The sequence below is a fragment of the Methylomicrobium album BG8 genome (assembly GCF_000214275.2).
GTDB lineage: Bacteria > Pseudomonadota > Gammaproteobacteria > Methylococcales > Methylomonadaceae > Methylomicrobium > Methylomicrobium agile.
This window is the reverse complement of record NZ_CM001475.1, coordinates 1275031-1291569: the sequence shown is the minus strand read 5'-3', so window position 1 is coordinate 1291569 and position 16539 is coordinate 1275031. Positions and strand designations below refer to the sequence as shown.

At 52.3% G+C, this 16539-nt stretch carries 14 protein-coding genes; 6 read left to right on the top strand and 8 right to left on the bottom strand.

The features are described from left to right. The first annotated feature begins 127 nt into the window (after positions 1-127). A complete protein-coding gene (locus tag METAL_RS05655) occupies positions 128-769 on the top strand; it encodes a LuxR C-terminal-related transcriptional regulator (RefSeq protein WP_040578294.1) in 642 nt (213 codons plus the stop codon). A 325-nt stretch (positions 770-1094) separates the two neighbouring features. On the opposite strand, the gene METAL_RS05650 is transcribed toward METAL_RS05655, so the two are convergent. After that, on the bottom strand, positions 1095-3074 hold the full coding sequence (locus METAL_RS05650) for a TonB-dependent receptor plug domain-containing protein (protein WP_005370443.1): 1980 nt from the start codon (positions 3072-3074) through the stop codon (positions 1095-1097). Between the two features lie 390 nt (positions 3075-3464). On the opposite strand from METAL_RS05650, the gene METAL_RS20515 reads away from it, so the two are divergent. From METAL_RS20515 to METAL_RS19835, 5 genes are all read left to right on the top strand, one after another. Next, complete coding sequence (locus METAL_RS20515) at positions 3465-3704, top strand: hypothetical protein (protein ID WP_005370441.1); 240 nt, start codon at positions 3465-3467, stop codon at positions 3702-3704. Further along, a complete protein-coding gene (locus tag METAL_RS05645) occupies positions 3701-3916 on the top strand; it encodes a DUF2283 domain-containing protein (protein ID WP_005370439.1) in 216 nt (71 codons plus the stop codon). Before METAL_RS20515 ends, METAL_RS05645 begins: the two co-directional genes overlap by 4 nt. Positions 3917-4171: 255 nt before the next feature. Continuing rightward, complete coding sequence (locus tag METAL_RS21460) at positions 4172-4393, top strand: hypothetical protein (RefSeq protein ID WP_245549473.1); 222 nt, start codon at positions 4172-4174, stop codon at positions 4391-4393. Positions 4394-4402: 9 nt separating this feature from the next. Then, a complete protein-coding gene (locus tag METAL_RS05635; protein WP_005369238.1) occupies positions 4403-5359 on the top strand; it encodes an IS5 family transposase in 957 nt (318 codons plus the stop codon). A gap of 192 nt (positions 5360-5551) precedes the next feature. Further along, positions 5552-6799 (top strand): serine/threonine-protein kinase, encoded by a 1248-nt coding sequence (locus METAL_RS19835; RefSeq protein WP_213069465.1) that lies wholly within the window; start codon positions 5552-5554, stop codon positions 6797-6799. Here METAL_RS19835 and METAL_RS05625 read toward each other — a convergent pair. The 7 genes from METAL_RS05625 to METAL_RS05595 form a co-directional block, all read right to left on the bottom strand. Then, complete coding sequence (locus METAL_RS05625) at positions 6796-7344, bottom strand: OmpA family protein (RefSeq protein ID WP_005370437.1); 549 nt, start codon at positions 7342-7344, stop codon at positions 6796-6798. The two genes, METAL_RS19835 and METAL_RS05625, sit on opposite strands and share 4 nt — an antisense overlap. 33 nt (positions 7345-7377) lie before the next feature. Continuing rightward, entirely contained in the window at positions 7378-7899 is a 522-nt protein-coding gene (locus METAL_RS05620) for a hypothetical protein (protein ID WP_005370435.1), read from the bottom strand. A gap of 18 nt (positions 7900-7917) precedes the next feature. Continuing rightward, positions 7918-8331: a hypothetical protein gene (locus tag METAL_RS05615; RefSeq protein WP_005370433.1), complete on the bottom strand. Its 414-nt coding sequence runs from the start codon at positions 8329-8331 to the stop codon at positions 7918-7920. A 35-nt stretch (positions 8332-8366) separates the two neighbouring features. Then, positions 8367-9461: a caspase family protein gene (locus tag METAL_RS05610; RefSeq protein ID WP_213069464.1), complete on the bottom strand. Its 1095-nt coding sequence runs from the start codon at positions 9459-9461 to the stop codon at positions 8367-8369. A 199-nt stretch (positions 9462-9660) separates the two neighbouring features. Continuing rightward, on the bottom strand, positions 9661-10617 hold the full coding sequence (locus tag METAL_RS05605; protein WP_005369238.1) for an IS5 family transposase: 957 nt from the start codon (positions 10615-10617) through the stop codon (positions 9661-9663). A 59-nt stretch (positions 10618-10676) separates the two neighbouring features. Beyond that, positions 10677-12557, bottom strand: a complete 1881-nt coding sequence (locus METAL_RS05600) for a WD40 repeat domain-containing protein (protein ID WP_213069463.1) — start codon at positions 12555-12557, stop codon at positions 10677-10679. Positions 12558-12707: 150 nt separating this feature from the next. Then, on the bottom strand, positions 12708-16538 hold the full coding sequence (locus METAL_RS05595) for a two-partner secretion domain-containing protein (protein ID WP_005370431.1): 3831 nt from the start codon (positions 16536-16538) through the stop codon (positions 12708-12710). Position 16539 lies beyond the last annotated feature (1 nt).

Genomic DNA, 16539 nt, shown 5'->3' with positions numbered 1-16539 from the left:
TGCGAAAATTATTTTTATTTTTCGTTTCGTTTTATCCCTCTTCATTTCGTTTCATTTCCATTTATCTCGCTTTTTCCCTTTCATTTATCTCGTCTCTGAAAACGAGATTGCCTTATATCGGCGCCTCATGCCGCACTTACAACGGGCGCTGCGCATTCACTGGCGCTTATCGTTGGAACAAGAAACGCGCTACTTGCGCGAACACGTCCTGGACCGGATAAATCAAGCGGTGGCCTTGTTGGACGGTGACGGTAAGGTGTTGTTCGCCAATCGACAGGCCGAGGCCATTTTCCGGGAGGGCAGCGGCCCGCTGGTCATCAACCAGCGGCTAACCGCCGCCGGCGCACAGGATGCCGCCGCGATTCGCGAAAACCTGTACCAGACTCGTCAGGGTTTTGGCGGCAGCATGGACGTAAAGGATATCGGGACCGGCCAGCGTTGGATGATTACTTTCATGCCGCTGCCCAACGCCTTTACCCAGTCCTTGGCCGAGCAAGCGCACATCATGGCGCTGATCGCCGAACCGGGCAAGCTGGCTACGGGCAATCTCGGCGGCTTTGCCAAGATTTACCGTCTCACTCCGGCCGAAACCCGTGTTTTAGAGCAATTACTGCTGAAAGAAAGCACTCAAGAAATCGCCGAATGCCTGCAAATCGGCATCAAGACCCTGCGTACTCAGCTCAGCGCCTTGTTCGCCAAGACCCAAACCAAAAACCAGCGCGAATTGGTCAAATTTTACTTGTCGCATCTGATGGCCGGACCGATGTAAATCATTCATCGTTAACCCGAAGAAATTATTTTTTAGATTGTTTGATGGGTTTCGCTGACGCTCTACCCATCCTACGGCCCTGTTATCCATGTCAAGCGTTATGAAGCGCAGCGTTGTAGGGCGTTTTCGCGATAGCAAAACGCCAACCGCGCCTGATTGCCTGACGGCGAATCCGTCCTACAAGCGCTTTGCCAAGCATCAAACGCTCTACCCACCCTACACAAGGTTAAGGACACGTCGAACGGTGTTGGACGCGCTACAGCAGCCAGTGTCGACCTTGTGTCGGCAGTATTGATCCATGTCATTCGGGGCATCGATTACTGGTTCAAAGCCGGTAGGAAAGGCCGCCATAGACCGCGGCGCCGGCATGATCGAAACTATAGATATCCGGCGTTTTGTCGTTATTGATGTTTTCGCCGCGCACGTATAAGTCGAGCCTGGGCATCACCCGGTAGTTGACGTGAACGTTCAGATGAAACGCGTCGTCCACATCCAGTGTGTTGCCGAGATCGTTTTGAGACAGGCTGCGGTAAATGCCTTCAGCCCATAAGGTTAGCGGCAGATTCGGCGCGCGCCATTCGCCCCAGACGCGCACGCTATCCTTGGCTTGAAACGGCAACCGGCGGCCGTTATCGAGATTGCGGCCGTCGTTATAGGTATAGGCCGCTCCGCCGCGCCATTGCGGATTGAAAACGAGCTCGGCACTCGTTTCCAGACCGGCGATACTGGCGTTGGCGACATTGCCGATACATTCGCCGATGCAAGGGAGTTGGGCGGTGGGTTGCGGCTCCCAACTGACGACGATCAAATTGTCGTGGCGGGTGTAAAACCCGGTCAGATTGAATCTGAGGTTGGACAGCGCCTGCCACTCCAAGCCCAGGTCGCCGCCCGCGCCGCGTTCGGGTTTAAGCTGGGGATTACCGAGCAGCGGAAACAATCTTTCGGCGTAACTCGGTATCCGGAAGCCGTTGCCGCCGTTGGCGCGCAGCTTCAACGTGTCCTGTACCTGCCAGGCCAAGGCGGCGTGAACGAGCGCGTGGCTTTGGAAGCGATCGTAGCTTTCATAGCGGACGCCCATGTCGCCGCTGAGTTTTCCATAGGCGAAACGGGTTTCCAGAAAGCCGGCTTGCTGATTACGGCTTTCGGCAAAGGACGCGCCGGGCGCCAATGCCGGCGGCGGTCCGAAAGTAGGAGCCTCGGCCCATTCATGGCGCCCTTCCGCTCCCCATACCAGACGAATGACATCGCCCCCTTTGCCATGCCACAAACGCTGGTTGTTCTCCCAGCGGGCGAGGTAAAGATCGGTGGTATAGCCCGGAGTTATGCCCATGACTTTAGCCTGATTGTCGGTATGGATATAACCCAACTGCAAACGCATATCCCAATCCGCATTGATATGGGCAGTGAGCGTGTTCTGCGCTATCCAGCTTTCTTCGGCAAAAAAAGAGTCCTTTTCGTCCGCCATCGCAAACATGCCTTTGCGAATGCCGTAACCGTCCCATGCATTCCATGCATCGCGGTACAGCATGGAGCCTTCCCAGGCGACGGCATCACTCAGGTCCAGACCGGCTTTCATGAGGACCTGATTCGCGTGGTAAGGATCGCGCTCCGGATTGTTGTTGGACTTTTGCGCATGATAGGCGCCGTCGAACGCATCGGCGCGGGTGACTGTGACGGCAAGACGTGCTTTTTTTCCCGCCAGATTGCCGCGCGCAGTTTCCTTGAGAAAACCGAAGGTGCCGCCTTCCACGCGCAGATCCGCGCTGTCGTCTTTGGCCGTGCGGGACGTCAAATCGATGGAACCACCCAGCGAACCAAATGTTCTCGATGCCGGATTGAACCCCCGCTTGATTTCGATACGGTCTTGACCGTCGGGAAGCAACGCATTCAAATTGACGACGCCGGGCAAGGAGTCGGGCACCGGCATGCCGTCCAGAAAAACCAATCCTTGGCCGCCCACGCCTCGCACATGAAGCAGGCCCAAGCCGAAAGTACCGCCTTTAGTCACGCCAATGCCAGGAAGGCCCCGCAAGGTTTCGTCAACGGTACGCTCCTGGGCGATGGCCAGGTCTTCTTGAGTTAAATGCGTAGTACCGGTCTTTTCGGTAAATCCCGCGTCTTGAGCTTCGTCCGCGAAGTCGCCCGATGTTGTCACTGTAATTTCCGGCAGAATGACTTCTTCGGCTTCCGCGGCAACGGCGGAGCAAATAATGAAAACAGGGGGAAACGCCAATACTCGCCATAAATCCTTGACATTGAACAACTCTAAAGCCGGATAGACTTTTCCCGGATCGCATTTCTGCATGAGAGCTCCAAGCGTATTGACATTGTTTTTTGATTGAGACTTCTTGCCTGAATACAGTAACACAAGGGCGACTGCGTCGGAAAGATATAGAGCGACGCTATATCTTTTTGTCGAGCGGAAAGACAAAGAAATGGCATATTTGACAGAAATTATCGATTGTCCGGAAACGGTAAATCATGATGATTTCCGGGCGTTGCATGTCCTTGTTTTGGAGAAGGCCTTATGCACTACGGTTTTGTGGGAGCGACGCCTTCGTCGCGACTTTCGAATAATCGCTTTGAATGAGCGATAAATCGTATCTTTTGGCAAGTTTCGATGCAGTAAGCGAGTCTATAAAAAGTTGTAAGGCACACTTGATTGCCTTACAAAAACTCCCTCATAATCCGCATAATGAACAATTTAACCACAACGACTTATTTTCGCGACGATGTTTTGCTGAAGCGCCCTTATATCCGTTCAGAAGGGTGCCTTAAAGCGATTTCACATCCCTTTCGTCGGGAAATCCAGCCGGATGGGCGTATTCGCCATTGGATATTTGTTGACGAACTCGACCGCTATTTGCGCGTGGTCACACTGGAAGATGGGGTGACCGTGCATAACGCTTTTCCAGACCGAAGGTTTAAGCCATGAAATTAAATTACGATAAAGAAACGGATTCTTTATATATCCATTTATCCGAACGGGCGTCCGTAGACTCCGATGAGGTGGCTGACGGCGTAGTGCTGGATTTTGATGAAAACGGGGGATTGGTTGGTATTGACGTACAACATGCCAGCCAAAAACCCGATATTCAATCCATAGTGCTGTCGCATTTGCCTTTGCACGATTTACAGGCGGCTTGATTCTTGGCTGTATAGAAATTTCTCATTTCCATATCCCTGATTTTGAACCCGTACCCCCTAAGACGGAACCGGCTTGCCGGGTTCCGTCGAATGAGGTTCTACCGTGAAATGCGGGGATCGCTTGACATGGCGGCGCTGGACAAAGCTATCAGCGTGCGGTTTTTTGAATACCCATTATGTTGCAAATAGAGACAGGTAATATCAGTGAGAGGCGGACTATTTTTGTGTAAATTTTTAGTCGATTAGGAGAGAAATGTGATAACTCCCTCTACCGAAAGCAAAAAAGTGCTAAAAGATCGCTTTGTGCTTGAAGAGGTTCTAGGTCGCGGCGGAATGGGAACCGTCTATAAGGCATTAGATTTATTAGCAGTAGAGGCTCGGGACAAAGACCCGTATTTGGCTATCAAACTGCTTAAGGAAACTCTGAATAAGTCCTACGCCTGGGATAAAATATCCGCAGCTTGCCATTTTCGATAGGTGCCCGCCATGAAGCAACTCGGACTCAGTGCCCCACTGTTTGTGAAGAAACCGAAACAGACTCGGCGGCAGCAATTTCTCCAAGAGATGGAGCAGGTAGTGCCTTGGAGTTTGTGGACGAGCCGGATAGCGCCGCACTACCCGACAGCGGGCCGAGGCCGCCGCCCCTTTCCCTTGGCGACGATGTTGCGCATTCACCTGATGCAGCAGTGGTTCGGCTATTCCGATCCGGCGATGGAGGAAGTATTGCACGACATGCCGCTGCTGCGCGAGTTTGCCGGGCTCGATGCGGGCGAGGACGCCCTGCCGGATGAAACCACGATCCTCAAGTTCCGGCATCTGCTGGAACGCCATCAGTTGGCACAAACCCTATTTGATGAAACGGCGGCGCTGTTGGCCGAAAAAGGCCTGTTGCTACGGCAAGGCACGATCGTCGATGCGACATTAATCGCTGCCCCGCCGTCCACCAAGAACCGGGCGCGCAAACGGGATGCCGAGATGAGTTCGACCAAGAAAGGGAACAATTACCACTTTGGGATGAAGGCGCACATTGGGGTCGATGCCGAGTCGGGGTTAGTGCATACTGTGGAGATGACCACCGCCAAGGTGGCGGATGGGGTCATGACGGAGGCGTTGCTGCACGGCGAGGAACGGGTCGTGCTGGGCGATCGGGCCTATACCCGCAAGGACCGGAATCTGGCGGCGGATCGCCTGGAAGGTGAGCCGGTTTGGGCCTTTCCGTTCAAGCGGGGGAAGGGTGAGGAGTTGCCGGTAGAGCAAGCCCTTCACAACCACATGCTGGCGCCGTTACGCGCCATGGTCGAACATCCGTTCCGGATCGTCAAGCGCCAGTTCGGCTATACCAAAGTGCGTTACCGGGGGCTGTTCAAGAATGCCCAACAACTCTACTTGCTGTTTGCCCTGGGCAATCTTTATCACGTTCGGCAGGCGCTGCAGCCGACCTAGGGAGACCTTTGTCCTTCGCCCTGGAAAACCGAGAACACTGAGTGAAATCACCCCGATAGCGGGCGCTGCCGGGAAGGATTTGCCCATTTTCGGCGAGGTGCCACGGATGTCGCACGGTGTCGCTTATAAAAACCACTTATTCAGAGCTTCCTTAACTCCGATCTTCTGGACGATCCCCTGTTTTTTGTCGCGATGCAGAGGGAAGCCAAAAAAGCTAAATCACTTGCCCACCCAAACATTATTGCTGTCTATGACTTTGATCGGGATGGGAACAATATTTATTTGAGCATGGAACTCCTCAAAGGACAACCACTTAGTACATTACTAAAAAAATATACTTCTGGTATTCCATTCAGCAAGGCATGGCCATTAATTCAGAATATGGCCGCAGCGTTGTCGCATGCTCATAAAAACGGCATTGTTCATGCGGATTTTAAGCCTGGTAATGTTTTTGTGGATGAAGAGGGGCATGTGAAGGTTCTGGATTTAGGCATCGCCAGCCGATTCAATAAACCCGGACACAATTATGACGATACGACGATTTTCAGTTCCCAAACCTTAAATGCCTATTCACCTTCTTACGCGAGTCTGGAAAGGCTCAATAATCAGCCGGTGGATCCGCGAGACGATATTTATGCATTGGCTTGTGTCGTTTATGAACTATTAACCGGTAAACATCCCTTTTCGCGATCGAATGCACAACAAGCTTATGATATGAAAGCCAAGCCGGCGCCGATTACATCGATCACAAAGGCGCAATGGAACGGCTTATTGCATGGACTTGAGTTGAAACAGGGGAACAGGACACGGTCGATCGACCAATTTTTGCTGGAAATTTCGTCCCCCAAACAGCCTAAAATAAAAAGCCTTGCTGCAATTGCTACTGTCGGGGGCGTCTTATTGACGGTTTTGGCCTGGTTCATTTATCGTCCGGCGGAGCAGAACGGAAGGGCTGCCGAAGCAATCAAGCCGCCTACCCGCGTATCCCAGCGCATCGACGAGGCCACCGGAGACGGTGAAATGTCGACAATGCAATCCCCTCCGAAAAATGTCGAGGCTGGGATTCAACCATTCAAACTCAGGTTGTCCGCAGAGCATTATAGAATCGGAGAATCGATAGCGTTATTCGTTGCGACTGAAAAACCGCTGTATGTGACCCTTCTGCACATTAACTCCAAAGGCGAAATTTTTACGATTTTTCCGAATGCCTATGAGACCCATCATTTGATTCGGCCCGGTGCCGAGATTCGCATTCCTAACGCCAACGCGGACTATGAATTTACCGTGGACGGACCGGCCGGAACGGATCGTATTGAAGCTTTCGCCAGTACGATGCCGTTGCCGCAACCAGAGACAGTTGTCGGTTCGGAGGGCAAGTTAAAGCCGGAAATCGAAGGGTTGATTGCAGGGCGGATTACCCTGAAATTTCCGGTCAATTAAGGCATTGCGACAATTCTGACCCGGCGGTTGACCGCGCTATTAGGATTCGTCGGATCCAGCAAATTCGATTTGCCGTAGCCGGATGCCTGGATGCGGGAAGCGTTCAGTCCATGTTTCTGAACGAAAAAATTGCGTACCGTCGCGGCGCGCCTGACCGACAAATTTTTGTTGTAAGCATCGCTGCCTTTCGCATCGGTGTAACCCTCGACTTGAAATCTCAAGCTGTCGAGTTCACCAGACGTCAACGCTTCCGCGACCGGCGTCAATTGCCGAATCGATTCATCGGTCAATCTCGCTGAGTCGTATGCGAAGCGAATTTCCAGCGAAATGGCATTTCGCTGGGATGCTACGGTTTTTTTGGGGTTGATTTTGATGCTACGGGTCGAGATGGCTTCGTCGCTGTCTGCACTCGGTTTCAGCGCACGAATGACTTCTTCCTTTGAAGGGGAACGGCCGCCCAGATTCAAATCCTCGGCATCCGCGGCGACGCTGAAGGACAACGCGAACGCTGAAGCCAGCACATACAGATTTTTGCAAATGATCATATTCGCTCCAAGATAGGGATTAGGACTTCGAAACTAACCGCCGATAAACCCGGCGTTGATAGCGGATTGGCCCGATTGAATGCAGCGTTGATAATAACCGAGCATGTCTTTGGTCACCGCATCGATATTCGGATTGCGCATGAGTACATGAATCTCGGTTGCGCCAAATACTTTTTCGTTTTTCGTGACGTTCGAGCCGATATAGAAGGAGACCATACTAACCGCGTTAGCCACAAAAATGCCCGAAAGCGCGCGCCAGACGATGAAACCATTTTCTTTCCACGGAATCACGGCATCGAGTGCCTTCGCCCAGGTCAGCAGCGTGGGGTGCGCTTGACCGGGCGTTTGAATCGTTGCGAGCACGTCAGGCAACAGCACTTTCGAGGCGATTTGGCCGTTGCTGCGTTTCAATTGCTCCAACTCTTGCCAGATCGGTTTGAAAAAATTGCCGGCATAGAGCAGCGTTTTATTCGGCGGCGCGGCAATTCGAGTGCGAATAGTTGGATTCTTCTGCAGAAAATTCAATAATTCTTTGGTTTGGGGATACATCGGCATCGTTATGGCCCAAAATAGCTAGACGCGTACGGACAGAATTTGATTTGCTGCAACTTTCATAGGCATGCAAGCATTTCTTCCATTTTTAAGCGATTGGCCTTTTTGATTCGCTTCGAATCGCACATAGCCCAGCAAGCGCATGGCGTCTGATTTGGAGGTTACGCCGGTTTCATCCCGAAGGATGCGTAACGTTTGTAATAACTCTTGATCATTCAGTCTCTCGTTTTGAGAGAAAAGTTTACGCTCGATTGCCGGCGAAAGTCGTTTGCAGGTTAAAAGGCCGAATGCCAAACCGGTAGCCGCTCCGGCTAATAGCCCAGGCAACATGCCAAGTCGGCCGACCGCTGCGCCCATCAAAATTGCCCCGCCAACACAGGCTTTATAGGACATGTCTTGTTTGTCTTTGTCTGTCAAAATATTGAAATCTTCCATTCACTTGCTCCGACGCGGTAGTTGATTGTTTAAACTCATTTAGATTCCGGAACCGGCAACGCAATATTCGCCAATGTTCCAGGTGCAATCAATTGCGGCGTCTGTGGCCCGGCTGACGCATTATGTAATTTCTCCACCATTGGCACCGCAAAATCATGCAACTCCCCCACAGTAATTTTTCGATCATGATTGCGATCCGCTAACCCGCGCAAACCTTTCAGCAATACATAAGTAAACAAGCCGTGTTGCGCAGTTTTATATTCCTGCGAAAGCTCGTCGCCCTTTGAAGCGAGCAGCAACGGAAACAGTGCCGCGGCAGAACGTTTGCGGAGGGAACGTGAATCGAACTCACCGAAAATATTTTTGGCCTGGCAGGTGTCGACGATCATGACCCGGCGTCCGGCGGCTCGTCTCATGCCGTCAATGAAATCGGTCCAGCTTAGCAGAGAAGGAGCTTTTCCGGTCAGATTACGGCCCGACAGCACTGCTTCTATGTCCGTGAATTCGCCGTCTTGCGGAAGAAAATAATAGTTGCCGGTTTGATCGCTGAAGCCGTGCGAGGCCAGGAACAGCAGCACAGTGTCGTTCGGCCCGGCCTGCTCGAAAAATTTTAAAGCGTCTAAAATGTTTTGCCGCGTGGGCTGCTGTTCCGAGGCGTCGGCTAATAAGCGGACATGGACTTGTTTAAAACCGGAATCATCTGCGGATTTTTCCAACACTCCAGCCAGTTCAATCGCATCGTTCACGGCGTATTTCAGATCAGGTACTGTACTTTTGTTGTCTCCGGATATGCGTGTGAACTGATTGGCCCCCACTGCCAATACATACAAATCGCCTTTCGGATACATTGCTTGCTTGATATTGGATGTTTCGACCCACTGTTCCGCCAGTCCCAACGATACGCCGTTGTTGATTTCGACACGAATGAGATTGTCGCCCGCGGCAATCGGAAATCGGAAGGTGCGGCGCAAGCTGCTACTCTCGGTGGCTGCCAATTGACGTTCTTGATGCGTCGCAACCGGTAACAGATTGGCATAAATCTGGATATCCTGCATCGGCCGGCTATTTTTCTCGGCCTCGATTGTCAGTTCCAATTCCGGTATGCCTTTGGGGTTGATGGACGTACGCATCGACGTCACAGTGATGCGAGGCGGCGCAATGCTGCTCAATTGACTTAAGGAAGCTCTGAATAAGTGGTTTTTATAAGCGACACCGTGCGACATCCGTGGCACCTCGCCGAAAATGGGCAAATCCTTCCCGGCAGCGCCCGCTATCGGGGTGATTTCACTCAGTGTTCTCGGTTTTCCAGGGCGAAGGACAAAGGTCTCCCTAGGTCGGCTGCAGCGCCTGCCGAACGTGATAAAGATTGCCCAGGGCAAACAGCAAGTAGAGTTGTTGGGCATTCTTGAACAGCCCCCGGTAACGCACTTTGGTATAGCCGAACTGGCGCTTGACGATCCGGAACGGATGTTCGACCATGGCGCGTAACGGCGCCAGCATGTGGTTGTGAAGGGCTTGCTCTACCGGCAACTCCTCACCCTTCCCCCGCTTGAACGGAAAGGCCCAAACCGGCTCACCTTCCAGGCGATCCGCCGCCAGATTCCGGTCCTTGCGGGTATAGGCCCGATCGCCCAGCACGACCCGTTCCTCGCCGTGCAGCAACGCCTCCGTCATGACCCCATCCGCCACCTTGGCGGTGGTCATCTCCACAGTATGCACTAACCCCGACTCGGCATCGACCCCAATGTGCGCCTTCATCCCAAAGTGGTAATTGTTCCCTTTCTTGGTCGAACTCATCTCGGCATCCCGTTTGCGCGCCCGGTTCTTGGTGGACGGCGGGGCAGCGATTAATGTCGCATCGACGATCGTGCCTTGCCGTAGCAACAGGCCTTTTTCGGCCAACAGCGCCGCCGTTTCATCAAATAGGGTTTGTGCCAACTGATGGCGTTCCAGCAGATGCCGGAACTTGAGGATCGTGGTTTCATCCGGCAGGGCGTCCTCGCCCGCATCGAGCCCGGCAAACTCGCGCAGCAGCGGCATGTCGTGCAATACTTCCTCCATCGCCGGATCGGAATAGCCGAACCACTGCTGCATCAGGTGAATGCGCAACATCGTCGCCAAGGGAAAGGGGCGGCGGCCTCGGCCCGCTGTCGGGTAGTGCGGCGCTATCCGGCTCGTCCACAAACTCCAAGGCACTACCTGCTCCATCTCTTGGAGAAATTGCTGCCGCCGAGTCTGTTTCGGTTTCTTCACAAACAGTGGGGCACTGAGTCCGAGTTGCTTCATGGCGGGCACCTATCGAAAATGGCAAGCTGCGGATATTTTATCCCAGGCGTAGGACTTATTCAGAGTTTCCTTAAGGTAAATTCGCCAAGGCGAATAGTATCTATGGTTCCACGACTGCCATTAGCCAAAACTCCGGCATAGCGAGTGCTGACACCCGATCTTTTGGGTTCGCTTCGAGCGATCCAATCTTCTTTTGCGCTTCCGGCAGAGGCGCCCAGGCTGCTACGCAACAAATCGGGCCTGTAAAACTGCCGTTCAAATTGCACTGCCCGGTAAAAATCCGGGGCACTATTTTTACCCCGGTTGACATGCCAGCCGATTAAATTGTCGCCGTTTTCGGAGGATGCATAATAGCCGTCGGGACGCCAAAGCACCCACTCCTTGCTGTGCGGTTCTACGAAAAGCGCCTGCATCTCTTTCCCGTCGGCCGCCCTATACCAACGGATCGTGCCGTCGGAAAGCGCCGCCACTACCAATGATCCGTCGCCGGTTGCCGCCAAATTCCAAACCGCGCCCGGCATGGCAGTGTTCCACGCCAGCCTGCCTTTTTTATCAAAGGATTTAAGCGACCACTCGGTACCTAAAAATAGGTGGGTATTTTTAGTAGAGGAAGCATAAGAGCGTACGATTTCGAAAGGCTCCAGTTCCAATGGATGCCCATTCAGTTTTGGCTTGGCGGCATTTTCCCAATCGGCGAGTTGTAAATTTTTATTGGGTTTCCGGCTTGCCGCCTGTTTGAAATTTGCCGTTTCCTTCTCTAATGACAGCTGATCGACCGAAAAAAATAAAGATTCTTTGACGGGCTGAGTGATTGGAAACGAGACTTTACTACCGTCAAAAGAAACCTGAAATCCATCGTGCATCTGTGGATGTTGAAGGGTATGGGTATCCGATAAGCGCGGTCTGGTTTCATTATCGGCAAGCAATCCGATCGCGGCGTTTTCAGTTGAAAACGCGATACCGTTCTGGCTGCGGGGGCGTATCGATTGAACCCTGTGAGATAATTTTATCGACTCATAATGAGAAAGATCGGAAACCTTCCAACGCAGAATTTCCGCTTCTTGGACATTGGCCGAATCGCCGCTGCCGTAAATGAATTCGCCCGATGGGCTCCAAACCGCGTTTCTGAGCGTTTTGATAGGATGTGAAGCATCGACTCTTAAACTGCGCTCAACCTGCAATTGCGGCAACGATAAAATCTGAATCAGCGGACTGTTGTAAGAACTGACCAGAAGCCTTTTGCCATCCGGGGAAAAATAGCTGTCGGCAATGCGGTCGACTTCTGGCACCTTAACGCGGGCAGCCAACTTGAATTGCGGATCGTAAACGCGAAGGTAGCCGTCATTGGAGCCTGTTGCCGCATAGCCGTTGCTTGAGAAGGACAAGCCGGTTACCCGTTCGCCATAATCCTGATCTTGTGCCAAAATTTGGAAGGTTTGGGTATCGACAAAGGCGATCCCGCCGTTTCCATGCAGGCCGATCGCCAGGACGCGGCCATCAGGCGAGAAGCGCAGCTCGCCGATAATATTCTTCAATTGATCGATACAGCGGAGCAAATGGCCGGTAGTGGCATCGAATAGATAAACGCACCCGTGTTTACCCCGTTCCCAGCAGGTCCAGCCGCCGACGGCGATTAGTTTGCTGTCCGGCGAAACGGCAATGCTGTCGAGGTTGCCTTCGAAAGCGTTGCCGATCGGAATGCGCAGCGTCTGCAATAATTTAAAATCGCGGCTGCGCCAGATTTTGACGGTTTTGTCGTGCGAAATCGTCGCCAGCCTTTGATCGTTCATCAAGGGTTCGACGCCAAAGACCGGCCCACTGTGATAAGCGGCATCGACCCGGATGATCGGGGTGCTATCTAAAGCAAAAGCCGCAGTCTGGTCGATAAACAAAAAGACGAAGGCGGAAAATAGGCGTTTCATTGTCATCAATTCAGTCATTCATAATCAAGGCGCCGCTTTGCGATGTTTAGGAAGTGGCCAATATTAACTTCCTGGTATGCCGGGTAGACCTGCCAGGTTTTTAAAACCTGGCAGGTCTTTGGTTGGGAAGTTATTTGGAGCCAGATCCTTAGAATAAAAGCACGGTAATTAAGAAGCTTCCTTGCATTGAGGCAGCCCGTTTTTAGAGTTCCCACGACCGACTCCACAAACTGGAGAATGCTTGGTTGAATAAGTATCTTGCACCGCCCCGTTTTCCGGGGAGTTTAAGCCCAAATCGGCATTATCGGCCTCGCTGCCGCCGCCCAAGATGACTGTTTCTTCGTCTGAGTTTTCCGGAGCGTTTGCATTTGGAGTCGTTTCCGACGAGTCGGCATAATTTAATGTTTGTTTGGTAATGGATGACGTGTCAATTCCTTCAGGGTCGGAAGAAACCGAATTCGATGGTGCCCCAAATAGTCTAAAATCTGTGTTAAACGAATTTTGTGGGGATGCTGTAGATGTTGAAACTGCATTATTTCCTAACATGTTAAATGTGTCCCACGAAGAATTTCTATTTTGCGATAAAATTGGTGTAGCTTGTGAAATAGGTTTTTGCGGTATCTTTTCGTTTTGGTCTCTAGGTTTTTCACTATAATCAAATGCGGCAGTTCCCAGGGTACGAATATAAAAAAATAACAGGTTTTCTATGTCTCTGTTTACGTATACAGATAAGTCATCGCCATCCCAAACGTTAAATGTCTTTGAATCAATTGTAAAACTCTCCGCAGGAATGCCAACCCAGTTAGGAAGAGAAATAGATTTTGCATACAGCTTCAAATTAAGTAGCAAATTTGGTTCAAATAATCCATTTATATTTCCACTGAGTAAAATATTTCCATTTTGATTTTCCAGCTCGACAGTCGGCTGATTGTCGACATCTTTCACATAGTGTAAAGGGTATTCAGAAAAACTTGGAGGAATGTCAACGTTCAGTAGTGAGTCTATTTTTTTTGAATTGTATACATGAATGTCGTTGTTTAGTGTAATGGCATCTCCATTTAAAGTATAAATTGAATTTCCTAATTCAATATTATTGGCGTCGTTAAAGTAATCTATTCCGACAGGTTTACCCAAGTAAACGCTGCCATTATCCACCACGATTTTTCCGTTGATGGTTAGTTTGCCGGTGGTACCGGTTTGTAATACGCTCAGTACATTATCGCTCGTCGGATAATTACCCTCTGCCGGGTGATTGCCCGTCAGATGCACTTGATCGTTAAAGGTTATGGCGTCTTTACCTTGAACCGAAAGTGCGGCTAAGCCGGTGTAGGTGTTATCCCCTGTACCCAAAGCCCGATTGAAAATAATCGGGCCGTCGGCGATTACATCAAGCTTTCCGGTAGTAAAGACATCGTACAAGGAAACCGCACCGGCACTGCGCAGTGAAATATCGGCAGTCCCTGTCTCCAGTCGCTTGTCGGATGTTCCGGTGACACTTCCTGAGTCGATGATCTTCAGCGTACCGTTCTCAGTCAACAAATCGCCCTTCAAATTAAGCGCGTTTTTTGCCGTCAACTCGATGCCGGCAGACCCCCGGGATCGCAAATCAATCGTGCTCAGGTCAAGTTTGCCCTGGTTTGCCGTGATGGATAACCCGCGGTCGGCGATGATATCACCGAGCTTAATGTCGCCATTTTGCGAAATTAGGGTTGCCGTGGCCGGAATAGCGCCTTGATTCTCTATGGTTGAATGGTTGCACAATCCACCTGGCGCCAAACAGGTTTTGCCCATCGTGATGTTTTTACCGGCATCGATTGTCAACTTTTCGGAGCCGGGATCAATCAGGATCTTGTCGGCAGTGGTGATCGATCCTTCCGTTCCGGTTGTTTTCAGGATGATTTTGGCATTATCCGTCAATAAATTGGCGTTGACTTGCATGTCGCCAATCGAGGTCAATTTGAGCTCATTGCCGGGCAATGCGCCGTTCGCGCCTTTGGTGCTGATATCCGCGCCGTTTGCAACATTGAGCGCGCCGCCGGACAAATCGACAGCACCGCCGGCAAAAATAGGTTTGAAGACATCAATCGAGCCGTCGGCCAATACGGTAACGCCGCCTATGGTCAACAAGCCGTTCAGGCCAACATTGCCGCCGGCATCGACTTCAAACACGCCAATACCTTGATTGTTCAGCCCTACCAAAGCCTGGCGGAAAATCGAATCGGCACCGGAGGTGACATCGATTTTCCCGGTGGAAAGCAAATGTTGCAGATCCGTATGGTTGCCCGCAGTCAGGGTAATATTTCGGTTGCCGGCGAACAAGGCCGTGCCGTTTGCCATCGTAATATTGCCGGTAATGGCGTTGATGAAGATGTCGCCGTTATTGGTCAGGATGTTGTCATTGATATTGATATTATTTCCCGCCGATAGGCTGAATGATGCGCCGGCTACGCCATTGGTGGCACGTCCGTCTATCTGCGAAGCAACCGTTAAGTCATTGCTGGTTTTCAGAGAAACGCTGGTGCCGGTTTGCAGCAGGTAATTGACCTTTTCGGAACTGATCACATTGTCTGCGCTTGACGGGCTGCTATAGGTGCCAGTGTTGGGTAATAACGTCGTCGATTGCATTTGCGTTTTGGACGCAATGGTCAAATTGCCGGGATCGAGCAGCAATTCACCCGCCGAACCGTTCTTTGCACTGGCATCGACCTCGCCGTCGAAATGCAGCGTATTTTTGCCGGAGACCTCGACCAGGCCACCGTTGCCGGACGCGCTGCCGCCGCGCGTGCTGATGCTGCCGTCATAGACGGTGCGATCGTCGGCCCAGACGATCACCTTGCCGCCGTCGCCTGCGGTTTTGCTGTCCGCGTTGATCGCCGCGCTGCGCTCGACCGTAGTCAGCAAGGCGCGGACACCGTCGCCGGAACCTTGATAATCGCCGCCGATCAACGCAGTTCCGCCTTGCCGATCGCCGGAGACGTCGATGCGGCTGCCGGCTTGCAGATTGACTTCGCGGCCGCGGATTTCGACTTTGCCGCCGTCGTTCTGCGCGGATCGGCCGGAAGCATCCAGTGTGCCGGCGACATCGATCCGTGTGCCGTCGTCGCCGAGCAAGGAGATCACGCCGTTCTTGTTCTCGATAGATTGCGCCTGTACGTGTCCTTGCAGGTTGATCAGGCTGTCGATGATCGCCTTGCCGGTGCCGGCCATGATCGTGACGATGCCGCCGTCGGCGGTGATTTCGCCGGTGTTGCTGACATAATGCGACAGGGGGTGGCCTTCGGCGTTCGGGATATGGTCGAGTTGTTCCTTGCTGACGGTCAGTTGGATCAAGCGATCGCCGTACAGATCGAGCGTGAACGCGTCGCCGCTGGCCAGCGCGACCTTGCCAAGGCGGGCATTGATCACGCCGTGGTTTTCGACGCCCGGCGCGACTAAAGCGACCAGACCGCCTTGCTGCGCGGTGATGTTGCCAAAATTGACAATGCGGGCTTCTGGGTTGCCGGGCTCGGCAAAGTGCAGGTTACCCGCCATGAAGTCTTCGTTGCTGATGTTCGCGGTGCTGGCGGTCAGCGAGCCGACGTTGATTTGGGCATCCTTGCCGACCATGATGCCGTTCTGGTTGATCAGATAGACGTTGCCGTTCGCGGTCATCCGGCCCAGAATCGCCGATGGATCGTTGCCGACGACCCGATTCAACGTCGCGGCGTCACGGCCGGGCTGATTGAAGTTGACATGCTCGTGCGTATCGATGCTGAACGATTGCCAATTGATCACCGCGCGCTGGCTGCTTTGGTTGATGTCCATCCGCGCGCCTTGCTCGACGATCGCCGCGTTGCCGGCGGCCACCTGGCCGCCGGTTGGATTGGCATGGGCGACTGGGATAAAACTGAAGGCGGCCAGAGCGACTGCTTCGGCTATCAATCGTTTCCGGATGGCGGCCGGTAAAGTCCTCAATTGATTGGGTTGGCAAACGGAGGTCTGGATGCTGTTTTTATTCATT